Consider the following 23,984-nt stretch of genomic DNA (forward strand, 5'->3'; position numbering starts at 1 on the left):
CGGTCACGCCCGCCCAGATGCGGCGGGTGGCCGAAGATCCCGGCCGGCTGGATCTGGTTGGCGCGCCGGAGGGGTTCGACGCCCTGGTCATGGCCGACATCGTCCGCGCCCGCAAAGGCGTGTCGGTGTTTGTGGCCCGTGACGGGACGCGCCTTTCGGCCTTCGCCGACGCCTTCCGCTTCTTCGCGAGCCAGGTCGAGGTGGTGGTGTTCCCGGCCTGGGACTGCCTGCCGTACGACCGCATCGGGCCGTCGGCGGGGGTCGCCGCTCAGCGGATGACCACCCTGTCGCGCCTGTGCCAAGGCTTCGATCCGAAAAAGCCGGTGCTGATCGTGACCTCGGTGCCGGCGATGCTCCAGCGCGTGCCGCCCAAGAGCGCCATCGCCGACGCCACCTATTCGGCGCGCGTGGGCAACGTGGTCGAGATCGCCGACCTCGAGCGCTACTTCGCGGTCAACGGCTATCAGCGGGCGTCGACCGTGTCGGAGCGCGGCGAATTCGCGATCCGCGGCGGCGTCATCGACGTCTTCCCGCCCAGCGCCGACGAGCCAGTCCGCCTGGACCTCTTCGGCGACACCTTGGAGTCCATTCGCGCCTTTGATCCCGAGACACAGCGCTCCACCAAGCAGCTGAAGGACGTGACCCTGCTGCCGGTCAGCGAGGCGCTGCTGGACAAGGACGCCATCTCGCGCTTCCGCACCGGGTATCTGGAGACCTTCGGCGCTCCGGGCGACGATCCGCTCTATGCCACGGTGTCCGAAGGCGGCCGCCGGGCGGGCATGGAGCACTGGCTGCCGCTGTTTTACCCGCAGATGGCGACCTTGTTCGACTACCTGCCGGCCGACGCCCTGGTGGCGCTCGACCACCTGGCGCCGAAAGCGCGGGAAGAGCGCCTGGCGATGATCGAAGACGCCTTCGACAGCCGCGACCAGGCGGATCGCAAGGCCCAGTACCGGCCGCTTCCCCCCGAGCGCCTCTATCTCACCCCCGCGGAGCAGGACCGCCTGCTCGCCAGTCGTCCGACCCGCTGGTTCTCAGGCTTCAAGGAGGCGGAGACCGGCGTCTCTATCGACATGGGCGCCAGCCAGGGCCGCAACTTCGCGCCGGAGCGCCAGCGCGACAGCATCAACCTGTTTGAGGCCACTGCCGACCATGCCAAGGCGCTGGCGGCGAGCGGCAAACGCGTGCTGTTCGCCTCCTGGTCGGAGGGCTCGTCCGACCGCCTGGGCTCGATGCTGGCCGATCACGGCCTCAAGAACATCCCGTTCGCCCCCTACTGGGACGCCGCCAAGGCCGCGGACCCGAAGGTCCCGCAGCGGGTGGTCCTGCCGCTCGACAACGGGTTCGAGACCGAGAACCTGGCGGTCATTTCCGAGACCGACATCCTGGGCGATCGCCTGGCGCGCCCGAAGAAGCGCCGCCGCGCGTCCAACTTCCTGGCCGAGGCGTCCTCGCTGACCCCTGGCGACCTGGTGGTCCACATCGATCACGGCATCGGTCGCTACGACGGCCTCAAGACGCTTGAGGTCCAGGGCGCCCCGCACGACACGCTCGAGCTGCAGTACGGCGGCGAGGCCAAGCTCTACCTGCCGGTCGAGAACATCGACCTTTTGACCCGCTACGGCGCGGACAACGAGGGCGTTCAGCTCGACAAGCTCGGCGGGGCCGCTTGGCAGTCGCGCAAGGCCCGGGCCAAGCAGCGCCTGCGCGAGATGGCCGAAGGCCTAATCCGCATCGCGGCCGAGCGGATGATGAAGTCCACGGACTCCGTCACGCCGCCGCATGGGGTGTTCGAAGAGTTCTGCGCCCGCTTCCCGTACGAGGAGACGGACGACCAGCTCAACGCCATCGGCGACGTGCTGGAGGACCTGGGCGCCGGCAAGCCGATGGACCGCCTGATCTGCGGCGACGTCGGCTTCGGCAAGACCGAAGTCGCCCTGCGCGCAGCCTTCGTGGTCGCCATGAGCGGTCAGCAGGTGGTGGTGGCCGCCCCGACCACCTTGCTCGCCCGTCAGCACTACAAGACCTTCAAGGAGCGCTTCGAGGGCTGGCCGGTGAAGGTCCGCCGTCTGTCGCGCCTGGTGCCCGCCAAGGAAGCCGCCGAGACCCGCGAGGGGCTCAAGAAGGGCGAGTTCGAGATCGTGGTCGGCACTCACGCGGTGCTTTCCAGCCAGGTGCAGTTCAGCAACCTTGGCCTCGTCATCGTCGACGAGGAGCAGCACTTCGGGGTCAAGCACAAGGAGAAGCTCAAGGAGCTTCGCGCCGACGTGCACATGCTGACCCTGACTGCGACGCCGATCCCGCGCACCCTGCAGATGTCGCTGTCGGGCATCCGCGAGATGTCGATCATCGCCACCCCGCCGGTCGATCGCCTGGCGGTGCGGACCTACATCACGCCGTACGATCCGGTAGTCATCCGCGAGGCCCTGCTGCGCGAAAAGTACCGCGGCGGTCAGGCCTACTACGTGGCGCCGCGCCTCAGCGACCTGCCGGACTTGGAGCGTTTCCTTAGGGAGCAGGTGCCGGAGATCAAGTTCGTGGTCGGCCACGGCCAGATGTCGGCGACCCAGCTCGAGGAGGTCATGACGGCCTTCTACGACGGCCAGTACGACGTGCTTCTATCGACCACGATCGTGGAGAGCGGCCTCGATATCCCAAGCGCCAACACCATGATCATCCACCGCGCCGACATGTTCGGCCTGGCCCAGCTCTATCAGCTGCGCGGGCGGGTGGGGCGCTCCAAGGCGCGCGCCTACGCCTACCTGACCACGCCGGCCGAGAAGCAGATCACCCTGTCGGCCGAAAAGCGCCTGAAGGTGCTGCAGTCCCTCGACAGCCTGGGCGCCGGCTTCCAGCTGGCCAGCCACGACCTGGACATCCGCGGCGGCGGCAACCTGCTTGGGGACGAGCAGTCCGGCCACATCAAGGAGATCGGGGTCGAGCTTTACCAGCAGATGCTGGAGGACGCGGTCAACGAGCTGAAGACCCGCACCGGCGGCTCGGCCTTCGACGACCGCGGCTGGTCTCCGCAGATCAACACCGGCGCCGCCGTGCTGATCCCCGAAGAGTACGTGCCGGACCTCAACGTGCGCCTGGCGCTCTATCGCCGCCTGTCGGAAGCCGAGAAGGTGCAGGACCGCGAAGCCCTGGCCGCCGAACTGATCGACCGGTTCGGGCCGCTGCCGCCGGAGGCGGGCCAGCTGCTGAAGGTCGTCGCCATCAAGGGCCTGTGCCGCCAGGCGAACGTCGCCAAGATCGACGTGGGGCCCAAGGGCGCCGTCGTCACCTTCCGGGGCGACGAGTTCAAGAATCCGATGGGGCTCGTCCAGTTCGTGGGCAAGAACCAGGTGGCCTGGAAACTGCGGCCCGACCACAAGGTCGTGGTAAAGGGCGAGTGGGACACACCGGAACAGCGTCTCAACGCCGCCGAGAAGGTCCTGAACGAGCTGGCGAAGCTGGCGGCTTAGGCGGCGCTGCGGGCGGCGCGCGCTTCCTTCAGGAGACGCGTGGCCCGCAGGGCGATCTCCAGCCGATGGGTGCAGACCACCCCCACGGCGAACAGCAGGAACCCGTCGGAGATTTCCGCGAGGCTGACGTGCAGGCTGGCGGCGTTGTCTGCCAGGGCGCCGCGAAGCAGCGCGCGGATCGCGAACACCGCGAGGATCAGCAGCAATCCGAGCGGCGAGGTTCGGCTCGTCAGGGCGTGCGTTTCGGCGTCGACGGTGATGTGCGTAAAGCGTCCGCGCCACCAGCCGAGCGCCGAGCCTGCGATGAACGCCAGGCTCCAGGCGGTGAAGGTGACGAACCCGGGCGAAGGCGTGTGGGTGATCGCCAGCGCGGCGGCCAGCAGGATCAGCACCGGACCGACCCACAGCCGCTCTACCCGCAGGCGCCGGGACCGGGCGTTCCGCAGGAGGGCCAGGGCGATGATGACCAGTGGGATCAGGTAGGGCCAAGGCCCCGCGGCCGAACCGTAGGTCTGGTCCATCAGCTGGCCTTCTTCCTCTGCGCCTCCGAAGCGGCGGCTTCCAGCGCGCGGCCCGCCGCCTCCGCGGAAGGCACTTCCGCCACGCCGATGTCGAACTCCACAACGAAGGGTGTCTTGCCTTCGCCGGCGTCGAACGCCGTGCAGCCGATCACCGCCGCGATCCGCTCGCCGGCCGCGCGGGCGGCGCCCACGGGCGTGGCAGGCAGGGCGAGGGCGAACACTTCCGGACCCAAGCGTGCGGCGGTGTCTTCCACTCGCACCAGACGCCCGATCATCGATCCGATCTGCGGGATCGCTCGGTCGAGCCATCCGCCGGCCCGCGCCGCCGTCACCGCCGGACGTTCCGAGACCTTGAGGACGCACACGGACAGCGGCCGATTGCGGACGCGGGAAGCCTGGGCCAGCCGCGCCAGATGCAACGCGAAGAGATCCCGTGTGAAGAGGCCGGTGGCCGCGTCCATCAGGCCCGAACTGCGCGCCTTCTCCAGCGCCTGGCGCACGGCGCTCTGGCGGCGGAAGTTGCGGGCCAGCTCCAGAACCCGGCCGGCCGTCTCGGTCTCCGGCACGTCCAGCGACGCCACGTCCGACACGCCCCGGTTATAGGCTTCCGCCGTCGTCACGTAGGAGCCCTGCGCCATGTAGAGCAGCGCAGGCGTATGGTAGAGGCGCGTGTTGCGCCGCAGGCCGGATGCGATCGACAGCGCTTCCTGCGGGTTCTCGCCAGCCCACAGCACAACGGCGTCGAACGTCCGCTCGTGCAGGTAGTCGAAAGCGGTGTAGGCGGTGAAGGCGCCCACCACCTCGGCGCCATTCCGCGCCAGAGCGTTGGAGAAGGCCAGGAACTGGGGCGCGGGCTCGCCGATCGCCAGAACGCGCAGCGGGCTGGTGTCCGCCTCCGGCAGATCGAGTCGGCGACCGCGATCCGCGAAGGTCTCAAGCCGAAGTTCGAACTCTTCCTCGGAGACGGCGAGACGAACCAGGCTTTCCAGCCGCATCACCGCCTGGGACGGATGCAGCGGCGGCGCCATCGTCAGATCGAAGTCCTGCGCACCGGCGGAGGCGTCGGGCTGGCCGATCGCGACCACAGGCAGACGACGCGGCGCGCAGGCTTCCTTCAGCCGGCGCGCTAGAGCGGCCATCTCCTCGCCGCCCGACAGGTCGACGATAGCCGCTTCGATCCCAAGGTCCGCAAGAGCCGCCATAGCGGCGTAGGGGCCGCGCGCCGTCACGGTGCGCCAGCCGAGCCGGTCGAGCCCTTCGGCGAGCGGACCCGCGAGGACGTCGTCGCGCGCAACGATCAAGACCCGCGCCTGGACGCCTGCCGCCATCAACCCCATCCCAAAAGCCCCGAAGTCCTAAGCACGGAATCACGCGCGGGCGAAGGGTGAGATTAGCTGGGCCGCCTTGTGGTTGCGACAGAGACGCAGCGCCGCGGCAGAGTTTGCCCAGCTGTCAGCGATCCTGTTCGAAGAGCGGGAAGGCGGATGCGGGGATCTCCACCGTATGCAGGCCATTGGTGATCCACGCGGACTGCATGCCGGTGTCCTCCGCAAAGCGGCTGTTGAATTGGGCGTCAGGCAGACTGGGCGCCAGCGGGCCGTTCAAGGCCGGGCGGCCCGGATGGAACGCATGGTTATGTAACCCGGCCAACACCTCCCAACCTTCTTTGCGGGCGGCAATCACTGGGTCGGTCAGCGGGTCCATCCGGCCGATGCCGTCCTGGTTCACCGTATAGGCGTAGATCCGCAGCTGGCCCTTGTCCGGCGAGCGGAGGATGAACGCCGCGAATTCCGTCGGGGCGGTGAAGGTGTCGATGCGCTCGTGCTGAGAGAGCTGCAGCAGCTTCTGAAGGCAGCGGGCGGGGCGGATCCACTCGACCGCCGAGGCCGCGACCCTGGCGTTGTTCGCCCTGTGCTGCGCATCACCGCCCGCTTCCGCCAGGCGGCGCAGAGGGTCAGGGTCATCCACGTGGCGCGCCACGGCCGCCCGGAACGCCTGGTATCCGTCAGGATCGGCTTGCGACCAGAGCACTGGCGTGTCGGGGACCTCCCAAACCTGAAGCCATCGGCTGCCCGGCTGGTGTGGATCTCCCTCCTCGAGCAGGACCATAGGCGGGCGGCTGAAGGCGCAACGCTCCGAAGGTCTCGCCAGGAGTTCCGCCGACAGCTGCGCAACCGCAGGCCCAGCTTCGTAGCCAGCCGGCTGCTTCACGATGCGAGCGAAAATGGGATCGGCGGCGGCGGCGCTGCAAAGCTCGCCCTGGCTGGCGAGCAGCGCCGCGAGCGCGGCAGAAGACTCGGCCTGCGCCTGCGCCAACCGGCGGGGCAGGGCGTCTGCATGCCGCTGGACGGCTTTGTCGAACCCCCGCTCGGCCGTGGCGAAGTACATGCCGCTGCGGACGGCTTCGCGCTTGAAGCCGCTGTCGAACAGCGGCTCTGGATGAGGCTCGACCTGGAAACCCAAGCGCGCGCAGAATGGGGTCTCGACCGCGTAGCGAGCCAGTTGATCCAACCGCGCAGCTTGGGCCGCGGTCTGCGCCTGAGCGGCTCCGGACACGGCTGCCGCCAAGGCTGCAAGGCCGCTCAGGACAGCCATGACTTTCCTGAAAGCCTTGTTCAGCATCGGTTCAGCCGCAGAATCCCAAATTGCATCGAGGTTGGACGTCGCGCTCTCCCGTCCCTCGAAGCGGCGGCCAATCTGATGGAACGACACGCCCATCGGCGGCGCGCCACCCTCCCAGGTGGCGCGCCGTTTCCATTTGGGCCTGCGCCATTGGCCCTTGCAAGGGCGGTTCGCCTTCCGCACCTTCCGCCCGATGAGATTCCGGCCACGCACGGAGCGGCTGCGCGAGGTGGATTGGGATCCCCTCCACTGGCTGCGCATCGGTCTGCAGATCCTCGGGCGCTCGCTGACGCGCCTGTGGGGACGGGACGTGATGCTCTACACCGGCGGGGCGTCCTTCTTCGTGATGCTCGCCATCTTCCCCGCGCTGGCGATCCTGATCGCCGTCTACAGCCTGGTGGCTGATCCCGCTCGCGCGACCCTGGAAGGCGAGGCGCTCGCCCGCCTGATGCCGGTGGGTGCGCGTGAGATCTTCCGCAACGAACTGCTGCGGCTGGCCGAGACGCCTTACCGGGCCCTGTCGACCCAGAGTGGCCTTGCCGCCGTGATTGGGATGTACGCCGCCCATCGCGGGTTCAAGGCGCTGCTCGCGGGCCTGTCCTTCATCCACGACGAGGACGAGCCCCGAGGCTTCCTCGGCTTCAACCTGATGGCGCTGGGCGTGCTGATCGCCACCTTCGCAGGACTGGCCCTGGTTTCGACAGCCTTCTTCAGCCTGCGGGTCATGGGCGAAGCGTTCAACCTGCGCCCGCTGCGGGGCGCATCCTGGCTCTACAGTGAATGGACCTGGGCCAGCGCGAGCATGGTCCTGGGCTTGGCCTGCATCTACCGCTTCGCCATGTCGAGCCGGCCGGTGATCTGGCGCGCTTCGTTGATTGGCGGCATGGCCGGGGCGCTCCTGTGCCTGTCAGCCTCCTGGGCGATCGCCTTCTACGTCCAGCAGATCGCGCACTTGGGCGCCACCTACGGCTCCATCGCCACGGTCGTGATCTTTTTGATCTGGCTGTCTTGGAACGTGAACGCCATCTTCTTCGGCGGCGCCCTGGCGACGGAAGTCGAGCTCGCACTGGGCTATCTGCCGGTCCGCAGCAGCTTCCGCCGGACCTCGCGCGCCGGGCCCAGGTCCGCCGGTCGGCGGCCTAGGGTTTCCTCACCACGAAGGTGAGCGCGCCGTCCGCTTCATGCCGCTCGACGATCTCCGCCCCGACGCTGGCGGCGAAGTGGGGCACGTCGATCCGAGCCAGCGGATCGTCCGCCATCAGCCGCACGCACGCGCCGGCCGGAGCGTCCTCCAGCGCACGGCGCAGGCGCAGGGTTGGGACGGGGCAGCGGTGCCCGCGGGCGTCGACCAGGATCTCTTCAGCGGCCATGCGGCGCCATACGACAGGCAGGCTGGGAACCCAAGCTTGGCATTGCAGGTTCTGGCCCAGCTAGGGAAGGGAAGGGTGCATGGCTCAGCCGGGGGAGGCTTTCACGACCGATGTTCCGGCCAGGCTCGATCGCCTGCCGTTCAGCCGCTTCCACTGGCTCGTCGTCGCCGCCCTCGGCGTGACCTGGATCCTCGACGGACTGGAAGTCACCCTTGTCGGCAGCCTCGCGCCGGCGATCTCCGGCACGGCGGGCTTGCGGCTCACTGAGGCGCAGATCGGCCTTGCCGGCAGCGCCTATGTGCTGGGCGCCGTGGTGGGCGCGCTGCTGTTCGGGCGGCTGACAGACCGGTTCGGTCGGCGCAAGCTCTTCACCATCACCGTGCTGGTCTATGGCGCCGCCACGGTGGCGTCCGGCTTCTCCTGGGATCTTTGGTCCTTTCTGCTGTTCCGCTTCCTGACGGGCGCCGGAATCGGCGGCGAGTACGGGGCGATCAACTCGGCGATCCAGGAGCTCGTGCCGGCGCGCCGGCGCGGCTACACGGACCTGGCGGTCAACGGCACCTTCTGGGTGGGCGCGGCGCTCGGCGCTCTGGGCTCCGTGGTGGTGCTCGATCCTAACATCATTCCACAGGCCTGGGGCTGGCGGCTGGCTTTCGTAGTCGGCGGCCTGCTGGCCATCATCGTGGTGTTCCTGCGCCGCTTCGTTCCGGAGAGCCCCCGCTGGCTGATGACCCACGGGCGGCCGGAGGAAGCCGAGCGCGTGGTGCGCGAAATCGAACGCGGCATCGAACGTCACTGCGCCTTGCCTGCCCTGTTCGAACCCTTGCCGAAGGTGAAGCTGATCAGCCGCCGCGGCGCGTCGTGGTCGGAGGTGTTCGTCAGCCTGGCCCTGACGCATCCAAAGCGGACGACGCTGGGACTGGTCCTGATGGCGGCGCAGGCTTTCTGCTACAACGCCATCTTCTTCACCTACGCCCTGATGCTGACGCGCTTCTACGGGATCGCGCCGCAGAACGTCGGCTGGTTCATCCTGCCGTTCGCCCTTGGCAACTTCGCCGGCCCGCTCGTGCTTGGCCGCTTCTTCGACAGCATCGGCCGCAAGCGGATGATCGCCGCCACCTATGCGGCCTCCGGCATTCTGCTCTGCCTGACGGGCTGGCTGTTCGCCCAGAACCTGCTGACCGCCCAGACCCAGACGCTGGCCTGGACCGTGATCTTCTTCTTCGCCTCGGCGGCGGCCAGCGCGGCCTACCTGACCGTCGGGGAGCTCTTCCCGCTGGAGACGCGGGCGGTGACCATCTCGCTGTTCTACGCCATCGGTACCCTGCTGGGCGGGGTGGCCGGTCCGGCGCTTTTCGGAGCCCTGGTGCAATCGGGAGAGCGGAGCCAGATCTTCGCCGGCTACCTGCTGGGGGGCGGCCTGATGCTGGCCGCTGCGGGGGTGGCGCTTGTGTTTGGCGTCAAGGCCGAGCGGCGCCCGCTGGAGATGGTGGCCCGGCCGCTGTCCATGGCTGACTAGCCAGAAACGAAAACGGGCCGGTCTTGCGACCGGCCCGCCATTCCTGTCAGCGTCTGAGACGGCTTAGCCGCCCGCGCCACCGCCCGCGCCGCCAGCTCCGCCCGAGGTGCCTGCGCCGCCGGTCGTGCCGGTCGCGCCCGTAGAGCCGGTGGTGCCAGTCGTGCCGGTGGTCCCCGTCGAGCCCGTGGTTCCGGTCGTACCGCCCGTGCCCATGGTGCCGGTGGAGCCGCCGGTGCCGGCCGCGCCGGTGCCGGACATGTCGCCGGTGGTGCCGGTCGCGCCCGTGGAGCCCATGGTGCCGGCCGCGCCGGTGCCCGTGGCGTCAGCGCCGGTGCCGGTCATGGCGCCGCCCGCGGTGCCCGTGGTGTCGGTCGCCGCGCCCGTGGTGGCCGCGGTGTCGGTGGCGGTCGTGTCAGCGCCGCGGTTGCAGGCGACGAGCAGGCTGGATGCAGCCAGGGCGGATGCGCTGACGAGCAGCGCAGAGCGCCAGGTCTTGGTGATCATGAAGGTCTCCCTCGAGGTCTGTCTTCGCGCCTGCGTTGCGTCAGGCGTCGGATCGCTAACCGGTGCGGGAGATCGCGGTTCCGAAAATGTGATCGGCTGAAACAGAGCAGCCGCCAGACCGATCAAAGGATCGGATTTCGGCCGCTTAGCCGGCGCGCCGGACCGGCGCGTGCCGCCGCTCGGCCTTCAGGTACGCCCAACCTTCGCGGGTCAGCACGAAGGCGTGCGGCGAACCATGCCAGCCATTGGCCTGCGCGGCCATGCCGGCCCGCTGCAGAAGCCTTCGTCCGCAGAGCCGCAGGCACAGGGCGACAGTTGTGGGATCGCGATCCACGAGCGGGGCTTCCAGCGCCGCCTGCAGGATGCTGCGTTCTTCGGGGCCGATGTCGTGTGGATCGTACATGTCATCTCAACGCCGGACCCGGCCGCCCGTTGCGGATGTCAAGCCCTTTCTTTCAGGCCGCGCATGGGGAATGGTCCGCGACTCGTAAATCCCCAAGGAGCGTCCCATGAAGACCCGCGCCGCCGTCGCCTTCGAGGCCAAGAAGCCGCTGGAGATTGTCGAGGTGGACCTTGAGGGACCCCGCGCCGGCGAGGTGCTCGTGGAGATCAAGGCGACGGGGATCTGCCACACCGACGCCTACACCCTGGAAGGCTTCGACAGCGAAGGGATCTTCCCTTCGATCCTCGGGCACGAAGGCGCGGGCGTGGTGGTGGAAGTGGGGCCGGGCGTGACCAGCGTCGCCGTGGGCGATCACGTCATCCCGCTCTACACGCCCGAGTGCCGGCAGTGCAAAAGCTGCCTTTCGCGCAAGACCAACCTCTGCACGGCGATCCGGGCCACCCAGGGCAAGGGCCTGATGCCGGACGGCACCAGCCGCTTCAGCTACAAGGGCCAGCCCATCTACCACTACATGGGCTGCTCGACCTTTTCGAACTACACGGTTCTGCCCGAGATTGCGGTGGCCAAGATCCGAAAGGACGCGCCCTTCGACACCGCCTGCTACGTGGGTTGCGGCGTCACCACGGGCGTCGGCGCCGTGGTCAACACGGCGCATGTGGAGCCGGGCGCCAACTGCATTGTCTTCGGCCTGGGCGGGATCGGCCTGAACGTCATCCAAGGCCTGAAGCTTGTGGGCGCGAACATGATCGTCGGCGTCGACATTAACCCGGACCGCGAAGAGTGGGGCCGCCGCTTCGGCATGACTCACTTCGTCAACCCCAAGGCCATCGATGGCGACATCGTCCAGCACCTGGTCGCCCTGACGGACGGCGGCGCGGACTACACCTTCGACGCCACCGGCAACACGACGGTGATGCGCCAAGCGCTGGAGGCCTGCCATCGGGGCTGGGGCGAAAGCGTCATCATTGGGGTGGCCGAGGCGGGCAAGGAGATCGCCACGCGGCCCTTCCAGCTGGTCACCGGTCGAGTGTGGCGCGGCACGGCTTTCGGCGGCGCCCGCGGACGCACCGACACGCCCAAGATCGTCGACTGGTACATGGACGGGAAGATCGAGATCGACCCGATGATCACCCACCGCCTGCCTCTGGAGCGCATCAACGAAGCGTTCGACCTGATGCACAAGGGCGAGAGCATCCGCTCAGTGGTCATCTACTGATGGAGACCCTCTCCACCACCAAGGCCTTCGGCGGGACGCAAGGCGTCTATCGCCACGCCAGCCGCGAGACCGGCACGGACATGGTCTTCAGCGTGTTCGTGCCGCCGCAGGCGGAGCAGGGGCCTCGTCCCGTGATCTGGTACCTGTCCGGGCTGACCTGCACCCATGCCAATGTCACGGAAAAAGGACAGTTCCAGCGCGTCTGCGCAGAGCTCGGCCTGATCTTTGTCGCCCCCGACACCAGCCCGCGTGGCCCTGGCGTGCCGGACGATCCCGAGGGCGCCTATGACTTTGGCCTGGGCGCTGGCTTCTACTTGGACGCCACCCAGCCCCCCTTCGCCGCCAACTACCGGATGGAGAGCTATGTCACCGAGGAGCTGCCGGCGCTGGTTGCCGAGCAATTTCCCGCCGACATGACGCGCCAGGCGATCACCGGGCACTCCATGGGCGGACATGGCGCTCTTACTCTGGCGCTCAAGAACCCTGGCCGCTGGAGCAGCGTGTCGGCCTTTGCGCCTATCGCCTCCGCCACCCGTTGCGTGTGGGGGGAGAAGGCGCTGTCGGGCTATCTAGGCGCCGACTATCAGGCGTGGCGCCGCCACGACGCCACCACCCTCCTGGAAGACGGGGCGCGGGTGGATGAGATCTTGGTGGACCAGGGCGACGCCGACCAGTTCATGGCGGGCCAGCTGAAGCCGGAGCTGCTCCGAGAGGCGTGCGAGAAGGCGGGCGTGCCGCTCACCTTGCGCCTGCAGCCGGGCTACGATCACAGCTACTACTTCGTCTCGACCTTCATGGAAGATCACCTGCGCTGGCACGCCGAGCGTCTGGGCTAAGGCTGGGGCGCCTCGTCCTCCGGGCGGAAGAACAGGCCGAGCTTGAAGCTCTCGGCGATCCGTTCCGCCCGGCGGATGAACTCGTCGGCGACGGCGGGCGCGAACACCTCGCGCGCGCTCTGCCGCCAAAGGCCCAGCCAGGTGTCGAACATCTCCGGCCGGATCGGCTGGCGCGCGTGGGCGGCCATGGGACTGCCGCGAAAGCGGCCGTCACGCAGCACCACCATGCTCCAGAAGTCGGTCAGATGTTCGAGGTGGTGCTCCCAGTCGTCCACCGCCGCCTCGAACACCGGGCCGATGTGCGGATCCAACCGCGCCTTCCCGTAGAAGGTGCGGACCAGCTGCCCGATGCTTTCACGGCTTAAGCCTTCGGCGGGCTGGGCGATCAGGTTCGCGGAGCGCATGACCGCAATATAGGCGATCAGAGCCGGCGCTTTAGAGCGATCCGCACCGCGCGCGCTTCGTCCTTGCGCCGGTTCACGCCCGTGGGCGCGCCGTCCGCCCGAGAGCCGGCGAACTGCACCTCGGTGACCGTGCGAGCGCCGCCCAACATGTTGTCCAGCTCCAGGCTCACCCGCACGGGGCCTGCGCCATAGGTGAGGGCGCCGCCCAGGCCCGCCGTCGAGGACAAGGTGGTCACCTGAGCCATCTGGAAGATGCTCTGCGGGCCGCTCGCCTGGGCAGTCAGCCGCCAGCTGAGATCCCGCCCATAGACGTCTCCCGCCAGCTTCAGCTGCGCCTGGTAGGGCGACTCGCCAGAAACTGACCGCTGAAGGCCAGTGAAGGGATCGGCCACCTCGCTCCATTGCCAGACGAACTGGCCCGACAGGCTCGCGCCTTGCAGGCCCATCGGCTCCAGGGGCGTGGAAAGATTGATGTCGAGCTTGCGCTTCTCGGCTTCGCCAGCGCTCACCGGCGCCTCGCCGCCGCCGACCGGCCCGAGCTCGGTGATGCTGTTCAGGCGCCAGTTCAGGAGCCCAGCCGCCACGCTCATGCCTAGAGGCAGCTTCTGCTCGTAGCGCACCGCGTACCGCCAGCCTTGATCTGGCTCAAGCGTCGGCCCGGCGGCCGAGCCGCCCAACTGCGCATAGCTGGCGAACTGGGACGGGTTCAGCGGCGAGACGGCTTCCTCGGCGGCCAGCCGCCACTTGCCGTTGGTCCAGGGCGTGATGGTGACCGCCACCTGCGGCGTCACATAGGCGTTCTCCGCCTCGGCCTCGCCGGCGCCCCGCCACGCCACCCCCAGGCTCTGAACCGATTGGCCGGCTTCCACCGTCACTTTCGGTGCGGGCTTCCAGGTGAAGCCGGCGAACAGCCGGCGAACCTCGGTCCAGAGCGCCGTCGCCGGGGCGTCCGAAGCGTCGACGCTCTGGCTTTCCAGCAAGGTCTTGGTCGCTTCGCCGCCGACGCGAACTTCCAAGTTCTGGGCCGGCTTGGTCGCCGCATTCAAACGGACGAACTGAGCCTGGTCGGTGACCATCCGGTCGTCGGCGCCGTTAGCCAGCGGGCTTCCATAATGCAGGGTCTGGCGGGCACGATCGCCCGCATCCAGAGTGACCTTCGCGTCCGGCCTGGGCGCCCAGACCGCGCCCAGCTCAACCTCGTCGCCAGTCCACTCCGCCGGGCGGTTCACCGCCGACCACGCTTCAGCGGCCGGGACCAGTCCGCCGCCGCCGCGCTCCATGGCCGCCTTGAGCGAGGCATCCACGGGGCCGAGCTTCAGGCCTACCTGAGCCCGACCACCCAGGGTCGCCGGCGCCGTGTAGGCGTCCACGGCCACCTGGGCGAGCTCGTTGTGCATGAGAACCTGCTGGGCGTCGGCAGCGCTCGACGCGAGCGCCAGCGCCCCGCCCCAGCCTAAAGCCGCGGCGGTCAGTCCAGATCGCGATGATCCGCGGCTGATCCCCATCGTCCCCAACTGTCGCCGGCTCGAAAGCCCGCTTTGTCCTAGCACAGTTCACCCGGAGGGCGAGGGCATTGGCCCGTCGAGGGTTACCGAAAGATGAAGTTGCCACATGGGGGAGCAATCCGGACGGCGGCGCACTACATGGTGGGGCAGGGAGTGACTCGATGAACCAACCTTTCAAGAAAGCCGCCTTGCTGACCGCCGCCATGGCGGTGTTTTCCTTTGGCGCTCTGGACGCGGCCGATGCGCGTCCGCGCGGCGGTTTCGGCAGCCGCGGCGCGCGCACCTGGCAGGCTCCGCCGGCGACCCGAACGGCGCCGACGCAAGCTGCGCCGATCGAACGGTCCATGGCCGCGCGGCCTCCCGGCGCGCAGCAGCCTGGCGCGCAACAGCCCGGCGCACGGGCGCAGACCGCCGGCCAGCCCGGCGCGGTTCAGCCTCAGCGCCGCGGCGGCATGATGGGCGGCATCCTGGGCGGCCTGCTTGTGGGCGGCCTCCTGGGCGCGATGCTCGGGAACGGTTTCGGCGCAGGCGCAGGCGCCTTGTTCGCCACCCTGATCCAGATCGGCGTCGTGGTGCTGGGCGTGATGTTGCTGATGCGGCTGTTCCGTCGCCGCCAGCAGCAGCAGCCCGCCATGGCCGGTCAGGGCGCGTCTCCCTTCGCCAATCGCTTTGAGGCTCCCGACAGCCACTCGGGTGCGCGCCCCGCCAGCACCGGCGGCTTCGGCGGATTTGGCGGCGCGAGCACGGCCGTGCCCCCCAGCCCGGTGGAGATCGCCGTCACCAACACCGACCGCGACGCCTTCGAGCGCCTGTTGAACGAGGTGCAGACCGCCTACGGCCGGGCCGACTTCGGCGCCCTGCGCGAACGGACCACGCCTGAAGTCATGGGCTACTTGGCCGAACAGCTGAGCGAGAACGCCACCAAAGGGCGTCGCAACGAGCTCTCCGGCATCCGTCTGGTGCAGGCCGACGTGGCCGAAGCCTGGCGCGAAGGCGAGGTGGAGTACGCCAGCGCGGCCCTTCAGTATGAGATTATCGACGTGACCCGCGACATCCAGACGGGCACGGTGGTCGAAGGCGACGCCTATAACCCGCAGCTGGTCACCGAGATCTGGACCTTCACCCGTCGCCCGGGCGAGGACTGGAAGCTCTCGGCGCTGCAGGACGCTTGAGGCTTTTTCTGTTAGGATCAGTGATCGATGAGCCCGGCCGCGAGGCCGGGCTCGCTTTTATGGGGCGGCCTTAGATCCAAGGCGCCCCGCCCGCGTTTCGGGCGAACAAGGACCTTTGATGCCGTTTCCGACGACCCACCCCGCGCTGGCCCGCGCTCTCGAGACCCAGGGCTATCGCGAACCTACCCCCGTTCAGGCCGCCGTTCTCGAGGCGGGCGACGGGCACGACCTGCTTGTTTCCGCCCAGACTGGGTCGGGCAAGACTGTTGCCTTCGGCCTAGCTGCGGCCGGCGCCTTGCTGGGCGAGGCCGAACGGTTCGGCCACGCTGAAACTCCGCTGGCCTTGGTGATCGCGCCGACACGCGAACTGGCCCTGCAGGTCGCCCGCGAGTTCGGCTGGCTCTATGCCGACTCCGGCGCACGTATCGTCACCTGCGTGGGCGGCATGGACGCCCGCCGCGAGCAGCGGGCTCTGGCCTCCGGCGCCCACATCGTGGTCGGCACCCCCGGCCGCCTGCGTGACCACCTGGAGCGCGGCAACCTCGATCTGTCCGCCCTGCGCGTTGTCGTTCTGGACGAGGCGGACGAGATGCTCGACCTCGGCTTCCGTGAGGACCTCGAGGGGATCCTCGACACCACGCCTGACAGCCGCCGCACCTTCCTGTTCTCGGCCACTATCGCCAAGGACATCGCGACCCTGGCGAAGCGCTACCAGCGTGACGCCGTGCGCATCGACACCATCCGGCGCGACACCCCGCACGGCGACATCGAATATCGCGCCGTTCGGGTCGCCCCGAACGAGATCGAGAACGCCGTCGTCAACATCCTGCGCTACTTCGAAGCGCCGGGCGCCCTGATCTTCTGCTCGACCCGTGAAAGCGTGCGCCACCTTTACGGCGCGCTGCGTGAGCGCGGCTTCTCGGCCGTCCAGCTCTCAGGCGAGTTGTCCCAGAAGGAACGCTCGGACGCCCTTCAGGCCCTGCGCGATGGTCATGCCCGCGCCTGCGTGGCCACGGACGTCGCCGCCCGCGGCATCGACCTGCCTGACCTGGGCCTCGTCATCCACGCCGAGCTGCCCGTGAACAAGGCGACCTTGCTTCACCGATCCGGCCGGACCGGCCGTGCGGGCAAGAAGGGGGTCTCCTGCCTGCTGGTGCCGTACACGCGTCGCCGTAAGGCTGAGCAGCTGCTGGCTTCAGCCGGCGTGCAGGCCGAATGGTCGGGTCCGCCCACCGCCGACGAGATCCGGCAGCAGGACCAGCAGCGCATGCTCGCCGACCCGCTGTTCGCCGAAACGCCGACGCCCGAGGATCTCGTGCTGGCTGAGCGGCTACTGGAAGGCCGCACGCCCGAGCAGGTCGCCGCCGCCCTGGTCCGCCTCTACCGCGCCCGGCTGCCCGAGCCGGAAGAGCTGCTGGACGACGGTCGCGGCGCGCGTCCCGAACGGCCGGAACGTCGCGAGCGCACGCGTGAGGCGTACCAGCGTCCCGAAGGTGAAGCTGAAGGCATCTGGTTCCGGCTGCCCGTCGGCCGCGGCCAGAACGCCGATCCCAAGTGGCTGGTCCCGCTTATTTGCCGCCTGGGCCACGTGACCAAGAAGGACATCGGCGAAATCCGAATCTTCGACCGCGAGACCAAGTTCGAGATCCATCCGGACGTCGAGCCGCGCTTCCGCAAGGCGATCGCCTCCGCGAGCGAAGGCGATGTGCGGATCGAAGCGGCCGGCGCGCCCGGTCCTCGTCCCGCGGCCGCCCCGCGTGGGCGTCCGGGCGGGCGTCCTAGCGGTCCGCCGCGTCGTGGTCCGCCGAAGGGCGCCAAGCCGCGAGGGCCGCGCGCTCCACGTTAAGGTGAGGGGCTCGTTGTGAGCCGCGCCAGGGTTGCGGCCGGCTCATCTCGCCTATAAGCCGCGGTTCTCGTGCCGAGTGCAACCGGCGCGAGAGTCGATGAGTAGGCGTACCCGTGTCCCCGAACCAGCCATCAGCCACGCCGGAGGCGCGCGGCCCACATCCGTCCGGCGACCTGCGCCTGGACGGCCTCGTGCCCCCAGAGACCCGCGGCATCGGGCGCCGTCAGCCGTCCGGCCATGGCGCCGCCTCGCGGCGGGCGCTTCCGGCTGCGCGCGAGCGCACGGTCTGGGTGCTGAGCTACAGCAATGTCGGCAATTTCGGCGATCGGCTGGGCATGCACGTGCTCAGCCACGTCCTGCCGCCCAATGCCCGCATCACCCGCATCTACCATCGCCCCTGGACTTTGCCTGAGGGCGAGCCCGACCTGCTGGTCCTCGGTATCGGCAACAGCCTGTTTCGGCCGCTGCTGACCGACGACCTGCTGTCCCTGCTGGACCGCGTTCCGGCCGCCGTCGGGATCTTCGGCACTCAGTATCGCGAGACCATCGACTCCGACCGCTTCGGTGCGGTGTTGGATCGCCTCGACACCTGGTGGGCGCGCTACGAGACCGACCAGCAGCTCTATGGCCAGGGACGCGCCAACGTCCGCCATCTCGGCGACTGGCTTATCGACGCCTTTCCGTTGGCGACCCCGCACAAGGACAAGCGGCTTGTTGTGGGCGCCGAGGTCCAGAAGGAGCTGCCGTTGGACCGCGTGATCGAGCGCATCCAATCCTACACCACGGTTCTGTCGAGCCGCCTGCATCCGCTGCTGTGCGCGCTCACCTCCGCCCGTCAGGTCGCCTATCGCGAGCAGCGCGAGATGCCGAACCTGGACATCGCGTCCGGCAAGTTCGGCTCCATGCTGCGCGACGTGTTCGGCCGCACCTATCCGGAGAACACCCTGTTCGACGTCGATCCGGACGCTGTCGCGGCCTACAAGGCTCGCGTGCGAGGCAACGTCGCAGCCCTTCGCGAGGACTTGCGTCGCCTGCTGGCCTGAGCCCTCAGGGCAAGGTGGCCTTCAACGCCGCTTCCACCTCGGCGCGCGCCATATCCATGTCGCGCCGGAACGTCTCCGAGAGATGCTCCGCCGCGTAGATCACCGCCCCGGCCTGCAATCCACCCTCAGCCGCGCTGAGACTGTGCGAGCCGCAGATCCAGCGGCTGTCGGCGTACTCGCGGCCTCGCTCGTACAGCGCCGTGGCGCGGCTGGGAGCCAGCTCGGCCAGGATCATCGCCACATGCTCACCATGCGCCGCATGGCCTGAGGGATAGTCGCCATTGCCCGCCAGATGGTCCGTCTTGGCCTCGCAGATGGGCGCATCCTTGCCCAGGTACGGCCGGCGGCTCTGCCAATGACGCTTCGCGTCGCTCACCACGCTGCGATCCTCGCCGGCGCGCTCCAGCAGCGCGTTCAGCACCGGCGCACTCTGCGGCGTGAGGCGGACACCCAGCGCCCCGCCGAAGTGATCGAACATGTGACCGCGAACGTCGCTGGTCGCCAGGCTCCAGCGCGGGGAGCCTTGCAGATGGCGTGAGCCGTCGAACACACCCGCGTCCGCCACGGACCGCGGCGAGCCAGGGGCGGGCGGCCCGGGGAGGATCTTGGTCAGGTCCGGCCGCGCCTCGGGCGTCAGGTAGCCGCGGGCAGGAGCTCCGGCCACCGCGTCGATCGACATCCCGCTGCAGCGCTCAGGTGAACGCAGAGGGTTGCAGGCGGCCGCTTCGCCACCCGTCAGCCGCACCGTGTATCCACCCCCGAACCGCGCGTCCGGCCACAGGTAGTCGGTGGAGATGTACTGCGCGCCGCTGCTGAGGGCGGCTGTGCGGGCTGTGACGTCGTTGCGGCGCGCCGGCCAGGTTTCCGCGTCGGCCCGCGTGCGGACGATGAAGCCGGCCTTCACGGCCGCGGCGATCCGATCACGCTGGCGGATCGGATCGTTCAGCGTCAGGTAGGCGGCCGCGGGCGACGCCTCGTCGGTGTTCACGAACATCGCACGCCCCTCCAGCGAGCGGCGCGCCCCCCGATAGACCGCCACCTTCTGCGGCCCTTCGTCGAGCGCGAAGAACACCTTGCCTCGCGCAGCGCCCAGGGTCGGCCAACCGCCCGCCAGCACAGCTTCGCGCAAGGTCGCCCGCCGGCCCTGAACCTTATCAGGCGTGATCAGCTGGTCGTCGCCGAACACCGAGCGGATCTCCGCGTCGAGGGCGTCGAAGGCCGCGGCGTCGTAGGGCAGGGGCGTGACCCCGCCCGGCACGTTGGCGGAGCCCTCCTTGGCGTTGATCAGGATGAGGATCGGCGCGTGGTCGGGGTGAGCCTTGGACCAGGCTTTCACCTGCTCCAGGCAGGCTAGGAAGGTCGTGCAGGACGAGCGGAAGTCCACGTCCGACATGTGGATCACCTTGAAGCCGGGCTTGCTCAGCGCTTCGGCCGTTTCCGGCGAAAGGACAGCCCCGCGGCCAAGCGCGGTCAGCGGCTTGGCGTAGAGCCCGCCCTGCGGATCGTAGTGGACGTCAATCTCCAGCTGGCGCGCCCCGGCGTCCAACTGCTCGGCCAAAGGGCGATGGGCATAGTCGACGCCCAGAGCAGCTTCGCCACGGGCGGCGACCATCGCGGCCAGCTCGTCCGCTGGGATGGCCAGCTTGTAGCTGTTGTGCGTCCCGACCGCGGTCAGGTCGTTCATCCGCAGCCGGCTGTCCATCCAAGCCTGCGCGCAGCCGCCCGGTCCCGCCGCGCCGGCGTCAGGCGCCCTCAGGTCGCACGCGCCCGTCGCCGCGGCGGCCGACAACATCAGTGACAGCAGGATACTGGCCATAGCGCTCCCCATCGCGAAGCGGCGCTACTAGCTGCGTCGCATGACGGTTCCGCGTCGGCCATGCGCAGCCACCCGCCAACAAGCTTCACAAAGCCGTCGTTGAAGCTTCAAGCACGGGTCACCGAGCCGCCCTAACGCCGCGCCGCATGCGCCGGGACGCCCAATCTGGGGCGGCATCCGGGGCAGGGGATAAGAAACATGTCGTCATCGAGAACTCGGCTCGTCGCCAGCGCGGCGGGCGGCATCATCGCTTTTGCACTGCTCACCGGCGCCGCCCGCGCAGAAGAGGCCATCGTCACCGCCGACGCGCCCGCGGAAGTCGACGAGGTCGTCGTCCAGGGCTTCCGTCAGTCGCTCGCCGCCGCGCGCGAGCAGAAGAAGACCGCCAACATCACCTCGGACGTCATCGTCGCCGAGGACATGGCGAAGTTCCCCGACCTGAACCTGGCTGAATCGCTCCAGCGCCTCCCCGGGCTGGCGATCAACCGGGAAGGCGGCGAAGGGCGCCGGGTCAGCCTGCGCGGCCTGGGCCCCGACTTCACCCGCGTTCAGCTGAACGGAATGGAAGTGCTGGGCAACGTCGACTCGCCGATGGACAGCCGCGGCCAGACCTCGCGCGACCGGGCTTTCGACTTCAACATCTTCGCCTCGGAGCTCTTCAACAAGGTCGAGGTCCGCAAGTCCTTCTCCGCCGAGCAGGACGAAGGCGGCATGGCCGGCACAGTCGGCCTCTATACCGCCAAGCCCTTCGCCTACGACGGCCGCCGGGCGGCCCTGTCGCTGCAGGCCGGCACCAATTCGGCCACGGACGACTTCCAGCCTCGCCTGGCCGGCATGTTCAGCCAGAACTGGAACGACACCTTCGGCGTCCTGGTCTCAGCCGCCTACTCCAAGCGCAAGACGCAGGAGCAGGGCTACAACACCTACGCGCCCAGCCGCGTGGTCTCCGGCGGCACGAACATCTCAAAGCTCTCGCCGACCGACCAGGCGTTGATCAACGCCGGTACCCTGGTGTTCCAGCGCGGCAACCGCTTGTCGGTGTGGAACTCGGACCAGGAGCGTCTCGGCCTTACCGCCGCCGTCCAGTGGCGGCCGATGGAGAACCTGACCTTCACCCTCGATGCGCTGCACGGGGAGTTCACCAACGATCGCAGCGAGCTCCACCTCGCCACCCGCGCCTCGCAGGCGTCGACCGTCCTGGGCGGCACTGTGCGCCACTCGGGCATCACCCAGGCGGCGCCGACGCTGAACGCCATCCAGTATGACCGCTTCAACTCGGTCATCTACGCCGACGTCGACAACACGGTGTTCGCCACCGAGACCCGTCGTCAGAACACCGAGAACAAGTTTGACCAGCTCGTCCTCACCGGCGAATGGCAGCTCACCGACCGCCTGAAGATCGACGGGCACATCGGCAAGGAGACCTCGGACTACGACATCCCGATCTCCGACAAGTTCTACACCGAGGCGTTCGGCGGCCTGATCACCGACTACACCATGGGCGGAAACAGCGCCCGCAACACCTACAAGTGGGACACCACGGACCCGAACAACTACCGCGCCCACGAGATCGACTTCTCGGCCACCTACCAGTCGACGGAACTGGAGAACGCCGAGCTGAACGGCGCCTTCACTTTCAGCGACGCCCTGACATTCAAGGCCGGCGTGTCGTTCCGCGGCTTCAAGAACTCCGGGTACCAACAAGCCACCGACGACCTGCTGCGCACGCAGTGGGAAAACGGCACGGTCGACGACCGGGTGAACAACTATGCCAAGGTGTTCGACGAGCACGACGATCAGTCCTGGATCATCGTCGACTGGGACAAGGCCCTGGCCAACTACGGCGTGACCCGCACCCTGGGCGCCCCGCGCTCGATCTACGAGGTGCAGGAAGACACCACGGCGGGCTACGTCCAGCTCGACTGGAACACCGGCTTCCTGGGGCGCACACTGCGCGGCAACGTCGGCCTTCGCGCCTATGAGACGGAGCTCACCTCCAACGGGGTGGCCAATGTGGGGCCCATCTCGGTAAGCAACACCTACTCGGGCGTCCTGCCGGCGTTCAACGCAGTGCTCGAACTGACGCCGAGCCTGCAGATCCGCGCTGCCGCGGCTCAGAACATCAACCGCCCGGCCCTGGCCTCCTACGCCATGAACGGCACGGTCAGCTTCGACAACGCCACCGGCTTCGTCACCGTGAACGTCGGCAATCCGAACCTCGAGCCCTACACCTCGGACGAGTTCGACCTGGCCGCCGAATGGTACTTCGGCGAGGTCGGCATGCTGGCCGCCGGCGTCTTCCACAAGAAGATCGACGGCTTCGTGGTCAGCCAGCGGGTCACCAACGTGCCCTATTCGACAACCGGCCTGCCGGACAATCTGATCGCCGGCGTCGGCGGCTCGCGCAATGTCAACGAGTTCACCCGCCCCGTGAACCTCAACGACGCCGAGTTGACCGGCCTGGAGCTCAGCGCCCAGACCGACTTCTTCTTCCTGCCGGGCCTGCTGAAGAACGCCGGCGTGGTCGCCAACGCCACCTTCATCGACTCCAAGACGACCTACCCCAACGGGCAGACCGGCGAAATCTGGGGGATGAGCGACCTCAACTACAACGTGACGGTCTACTACGAGACCGCCCGCTACGGCGCGCGGGTATCGGCGAACTACCGCTCCGACTATCCGATCGACCTCGGCGGCTTCAACGAGACGACCTACGTCGACGCGGCGGCCTTCTATCAGCTGACGCCGGCCATCCGTCTGACGCTGGATGCGGTGAACCTCACCGACGAGCGTGAAGAGCAGTACAACGATCCGCAGGCTCGCCGCCTGTGGAACACCACGCAGAGCGGCCGCACGATCTTCGTCGGCGCAAACCTGCAATTCTAGACGGAAAGCGGGGTCGCCCCGGCGGCCCCGCACACCGGCCGGTTTGAGCTTTCAGGACACAGGCTCAGTTACGAAGGGCCGCGCTTACGCCAACCCAGATCAGCGCCCAGAACCCCGCCGCGCTTCCGAGGATGATCAGAATACGCAGCAGCGCCGGGAAGCGTTTGACGCTGGAGAGGACCTCATCGGTGTTGGCCGGGGCGGTCTCGACAAGACCGCCTGCAAGCCGGGACTCCTTCTTACGCCAAGCTCGTGATCGACGAGGCGCATCCAATACTCTGGTGCCCATCGGGGTTGTTCCCATCCACTACACAACTCAACAAAAGCGTGTACCTGTAGGCGAGTTCCCCTCTTAACGGCTCAGTCTGGGTGGGGGGATTTCGCCCGTGAGATGAGTTTAGCCGCCAGACGGGGCGGTTTGTTGCGCGAGGTGCAACTCATGGCTGAAGCGTCGATCGCCGTTATTGGCGTCCTTCTGCTGACGCTCGCCTCCTTCTGGGCGGACCGGCGCTTCCGTGGCTACGACCGTCTTCCAATGCAATGGTCGATGACCGGCGCGGTGAACTGGACCGCGCCCCGCAGGCTCGCCCTTGCCTTCACGCCAGCCCTGGGAGCTCTTGTTCTGGGAGCAACGGCGGGGGCTGCCCTGCTCGGCGTACCGCCGCGTCCGGGTCAGGAGGCGCTGGTGGTGCCGGTCTTGATCATGATGGCTGCCGGGCTGCTCGCTGCCCACGGCCTGCACCTGTGGCTCATCCAGCGGAGCCTGCGCTAGGCGCGTCGAGGGCTTTTGGCGGATGGGGTGTCTATCGAACTCCCTTCCGCTTGCGACCGCTCGCGACCGTTTTTCCCCTTGA

General features: G+C 68.4%; 20 protein-coding genes. 10 read left to right on the forward strand and 10 right to left on the reverse strand.

Annotated features, from left to right (window positions below; genetic code table 11):
- Nucleotides 1-17 precede the first annotated feature (17 nt).
- On the forward strand, nt 18-3,467 hold the full coding sequence (gene mfd, locus DJ018_RS13020) for a transcription-repair coupling factor (RefSeq protein WP_111515740.1): 3,450 nt from the start codon (nt 18-20) through the stop codon (nt 3,465-3,467).
- On the opposite strand, the gene DJ018_RS13025 is transcribed toward mfd, so the two are convergent.
- The 3 genes from DJ018_RS13025 to DJ018_RS13035 all read right to left on the reverse strand — a co-directional run bounded on the left by DJ018_RS13025 (nt 3,464) and on the right by DJ018_RS13035 (nt 6,583).
- Nucleotides 3,464-3,988, reverse strand: coding sequence for a CcdC protein domain-containing protein (locus DJ018_RS13025; RefSeq protein WP_111515396.1), 525 nt, complete (start codon nt 3,986-3,988; stop codon nt 3,464-3,466). The genes mfd and DJ018_RS13025 overlap by 4 nt on opposite strands.
- Complete coding sequence (locus DJ018_RS13030; protein ID WP_111515397.1) at nt 3,988-5,316, reverse strand: diguanylate cyclase domain-containing protein; 1,329 nt, start codon at nt 5,314-5,316, stop codon at nt 3,988-3,990. The genes DJ018_RS13025 and DJ018_RS13030 overlap by 1 nt, the downstream gene beginning before the upstream one ends.
- Nucleotides 5,317-5,440: 124 nt before the next feature.
- Complete coding sequence (locus DJ018_RS13035) at nt 5,441-6,583, reverse strand: hypothetical protein (protein WP_133254286.1); 1,143 nt, start codon at nt 6,581-6,583, stop codon at nt 5,441-5,443.
- 256 nt (nt 6,584-6,839) lie between these two features.
- Between DJ018_RS13035 and DJ018_RS13040 the strand changes: the two genes are divergently transcribed.
- Complete coding sequence (locus DJ018_RS13040) at nt 6,840-7,775, forward strand: YihY/virulence factor BrkB family protein (RefSeq protein ID WP_240609547.1); 936 nt, start codon at nt 6,840-6,842, stop codon at nt 7,773-7,775.
- Here the strand turns inward: DJ018_RS13040 and DJ018_RS13045 are convergent.
- Complete coding sequence (locus tag DJ018_RS13045; RefSeq protein WP_111515399.1) at nt 7,750-7,980, reverse strand: sulfurtransferase TusA family protein; 231 nt, start codon at nt 7,978-7,980, stop codon at nt 7,750-7,752. The two genes, DJ018_RS13040 and DJ018_RS13045, sit on opposite strands and share 26 nt — an antisense overlap.
- A gap of 79 nt (nt 7,981-8,059) precedes the next feature.
- Between DJ018_RS13045 and DJ018_RS13050 the strand changes: the two genes are divergently transcribed.
- Complete coding sequence (locus DJ018_RS13050; protein ID WP_111515400.1) at nt 8,060-9,499, forward strand: MFS transporter; 1,440 nt, start codon at nt 8,060-8,062, stop codon at nt 9,497-9,499.
- 63 nt (nt 9,500-9,562) lie between these two features.
- On the opposite strand, the gene DJ018_RS13055 is transcribed toward DJ018_RS13050, so the two are convergent.
- Nucleotides 9,563-10,003: a hypothetical protein gene (locus tag DJ018_RS13055; RefSeq protein ID WP_111515401.1), complete on the reverse strand. Its 441-nt coding sequence runs from the start codon at nt 10,001-10,003 to the stop codon at nt 9,563-9,565.
- A gap of 145 nt (nt 10,004-10,148) precedes the next feature.
- The gene (locus tag DJ018_RS13060; RefSeq protein WP_111515402.1) at nt 10,149-10,406 is read right to left on the reverse strand and encodes a hypothetical protein; all 258 of its coding nucleotides are present in this window, start codon (nt 10,404-10,406) and stop codon (nt 10,149-10,151) included.
- A gap of 106 nt (nt 10,407-10,512) precedes the next feature.
- On the opposite strand from DJ018_RS13060, the gene DJ018_RS13065 reads away from it, so the two are divergent.
- Nucleotides 10,513-11,622, forward strand: coding sequence for an S-(hydroxymethyl)glutathione dehydrogenase/class III alcohol dehydrogenase (locus tag DJ018_RS13065; RefSeq protein WP_111515403.1), 1,110 nt, complete (start codon nt 10,513-10,515; stop codon nt 11,620-11,622).
- The gene (gene fghA / locus DJ018_RS13070; protein WP_111515404.1) at nt 11,622-12,458 is read left to right on the forward strand and encodes an S-formylglutathione hydrolase; all 837 of its coding nucleotides are present in this window, start codon (nt 11,622-11,624) and stop codon (nt 12,456-12,458) included. The genes DJ018_RS13065 and fghA overlap by 1 nt, the downstream gene beginning before the upstream one ends.
- On the opposite strand, the gene DJ018_RS13075 is transcribed toward fghA, so the two are convergent.
- The gene (locus DJ018_RS13075) at nt 12,455-12,862 is read right to left on the reverse strand and encodes a group III truncated hemoglobin (protein ID WP_111515405.1); all 408 of its coding nucleotides are present in this window, start codon (nt 12,860-12,862) and stop codon (nt 12,455-12,457) included. The genes fghA and DJ018_RS13075 overlap by 4 nt on opposite strands.
- Before the next feature lie 17 nt (nt 12,863-12,879).
- Nucleotides 12,880-14,259 (reverse strand): TonB-dependent receptor, encoded by a 1,380-nt coding sequence (locus DJ018_RS13080; protein WP_111515406.1) that lies wholly within the window; start codon nt 14,257-14,259, stop codon nt 12,880-12,882.
- A gap of 269 nt (nt 14,260-14,528) precedes the next feature.
- Between DJ018_RS13080 and DJ018_RS13085 the strand changes: the two genes are divergently transcribed.
- From DJ018_RS13085 to DJ018_RS13095, 3 genes are all read left to right on the forward strand, one after another.
- The gene (locus tag DJ018_RS13085) at nt 14,529-15,539 is read left to right on the forward strand and encodes a TIM44-like domain-containing protein (protein ID WP_111515407.1); all 1,011 of its coding nucleotides are present in this window, start codon (nt 14,529-14,531) and stop codon (nt 15,537-15,539) included.
- A gap of 118 nt (nt 15,540-15,657) precedes the next feature.
- Nucleotides 15,658-17,385 (forward strand): DEAD/DEAH box helicase, encoded by a 1,728-nt coding sequence (locus DJ018_RS13090; RefSeq protein ID WP_111515408.1) that lies wholly within the window; start codon nt 15,658-15,660, stop codon nt 17,383-17,385.
- Nucleotides 17,386-17,498: 113 nt separating this feature from the next.
- On the forward strand, nt 17,499-18,428 hold the full coding sequence (locus tag DJ018_RS13095; RefSeq protein ID WP_111515409.1) for a hypothetical protein: 930 nt from the start codon (nt 17,499-17,501) through the stop codon (nt 18,426-18,428).
- Nucleotides 18,429-18,432: 4 nt separating this feature from the next.
- On the opposite strand, the gene DJ018_RS19660 is transcribed toward DJ018_RS13095, so the two are convergent.
- Nucleotides 18,433-20,244, reverse strand: a complete 1,812-nt coding sequence (locus DJ018_RS19660) for a Ca2+-dependent phosphoinositide-specific phospholipase C (RefSeq protein ID WP_420849516.1) — start codon at nt 20,242-20,244, stop codon at nt 18,433-18,435.
- 198 nt (nt 20,245-20,442) lie between these two features.
- Here DJ018_RS19660 and DJ018_RS13105 point away from each other — a divergent pair, with 198 nt between their 5' ends.
- Nucleotides 20,443-23,130: a TonB-dependent receptor gene (locus tag DJ018_RS13105; protein WP_111515411.1), complete on the forward strand. Its 2,688-nt coding sequence runs from the start codon at nt 20,443-20,445 to the stop codon at nt 23,128-23,130.
- A 64-nt stretch (nt 23,131-23,194) separates the two neighbouring features.
- Here the strand turns inward: DJ018_RS13105 and DJ018_RS13110 are convergent, their stop codons facing one another.
- Nucleotides 23,195-23,419, reverse strand: coding sequence for a hypothetical protein (locus DJ018_RS13110; protein ID WP_133254287.1), 225 nt, complete (start codon nt 23,417-23,419; stop codon nt 23,195-23,197).
- A gap of 150 nt (nt 23,420-23,569) precedes the next feature.
- On the opposite strand from DJ018_RS13110, the gene DJ018_RS13115 reads away from it, so the two are divergent.
- A complete protein-coding gene (locus DJ018_RS13115; protein WP_111515413.1) occupies nt 23,570-23,902 on the forward strand; it encodes a hypothetical protein in 333 nt (110 codons plus the stop codon).
- The last annotated feature ends 82 nt before the right edge of the window (nt 23,903-23,984 follow it).

The sequence above is a fragment of the Phenylobacterium deserti genome (genome assembly GCF_003254705.1).
GTDB lineage: Bacteria > Pseudomonadota > Alphaproteobacteria > Caulobacterales > Caulobacteraceae > Phenylobacterium > Phenylobacterium deserti.

Excerpts from the sequence above, each read along its gene's own strand:
- DJ018_RS13105 (WP_111515411.1), top strand. The coding sequence starts at position 20,443 with ATGTCGTCATCGAGAACTCGGCTCGTCGCCAGCGCGGCGGGCGGCATC.
- DJ018_RS13080 (WP_111515406.1), bottom strand. The coding sequence starts at position 14,259 with ATGCACAACGAGCTCGCCCAGGTGGCCGTGGACGCCTACACGGCGCCG.
- DJ018_RS13075 (WP_111515405.1), bottom strand. The coding sequence starts at position 12,862 with ATGCGCTCCGCGAACCTGATCGCCCAGCCCGCCGAAGGCTTAAGCCGT.
- DJ018_RS19660 (WP_420849516.1), bottom strand. The coding sequence starts at position 20,244 with ATGGCCAGTATCCTGCTGTCACTGATGTTGTCGGCCGCCGCGGCGACG.
- DJ018_RS13110 (WP_133254287.1), bottom strand. The coding sequence starts at position 23,419 with ATGGGCACCAGAGTATTGGATGCGCCTCGTCGATCACGAGCTTGGCGT.
- DJ018_RS13115 (WP_111515413.1), top strand. The coding sequence starts at position 23,570 with ATGGCTGAAGCGTCGATCGCCGTTATTGGCGTCCTTCTGCTGACGCTC.
- DJ018_RS13025 (WP_111515396.1), bottom strand. The coding sequence starts at position 3,988 with ATGGACCAGACCTACGGTTCGGCCGCGGGGCCTTGGCCCTACCTGATC.
- fghA (WP_111515404.1), top strand. The coding sequence starts at position 11,622 with ATGGAGACCCTCTCCACCACCAAGGCCTTCGGCGGGACGCAAGGCGTC.
- DJ018_RS13045 (WP_111515399.1), bottom strand. The coding sequence starts at position 7,980 with ATGGCCGCTGAAGAGATCCTGGTCGACGCCCGCGGGCACCGCTGCCCC.
- DJ018_RS13060 (WP_111515402.1), bottom strand. The coding sequence starts at position 10,406 with ATGTACGATCCACACGACATCGGCCCCGAAGAACGCAGCATCCTGCAG.
- DJ018_RS13055 (WP_111515401.1), bottom strand. The coding sequence starts at position 10,003 with ATGATCACCAAGACCTGGCGCTCTGCGCTGCTCGTCAGCGCATCCGCC.
- DJ018_RS13030 (WP_111515397.1), bottom strand. The coding sequence starts at position 5,316 with ATGGCGGCAGGCGTCCAGGCGCGGGTCTTGATCGTTGCGCGCGACGAC.
- DJ018_RS13085 (WP_111515407.1), top strand. The coding sequence starts at position 14,529 with ATGAACCAACCTTTCAAGAAAGCCGCCTTGCTGACCGCCGCCATGGCG.
- mfd (WP_111515740.1), top strand. The coding sequence starts at position 18 with ATGCGGCGGGTGGCCGAAGATCCCGGCCGGCTGGATCTGGTTGGCGCG.
- DJ018_RS13065 (WP_111515403.1), top strand. The coding sequence starts at position 10,513 with ATGAAGACCCGCGCCGCCGTCGCCTTCGAGGCCAAGAAGCCGCTGGAG.
- DJ018_RS13035 (WP_133254286.1), bottom strand. The coding sequence starts at position 6,583 with ATGGCTGTCCTGAGCGGCCTTGCAGCCTTGGCGGCAGCCGTGTCCGGA.
- DJ018_RS13050 (WP_111515400.1), top strand. The coding sequence starts at position 8,060 with ATGGCTCAGCCGGGGGAGGCTTTCACGACCGATGTTCCGGCCAGGCTC.
- DJ018_RS13090 (WP_111515408.1), top strand. The coding sequence starts at position 15,658 with ATGCCGTTTCCGACGACCCACCCCGCGCTGGCCCGCGCTCTCGAGACC.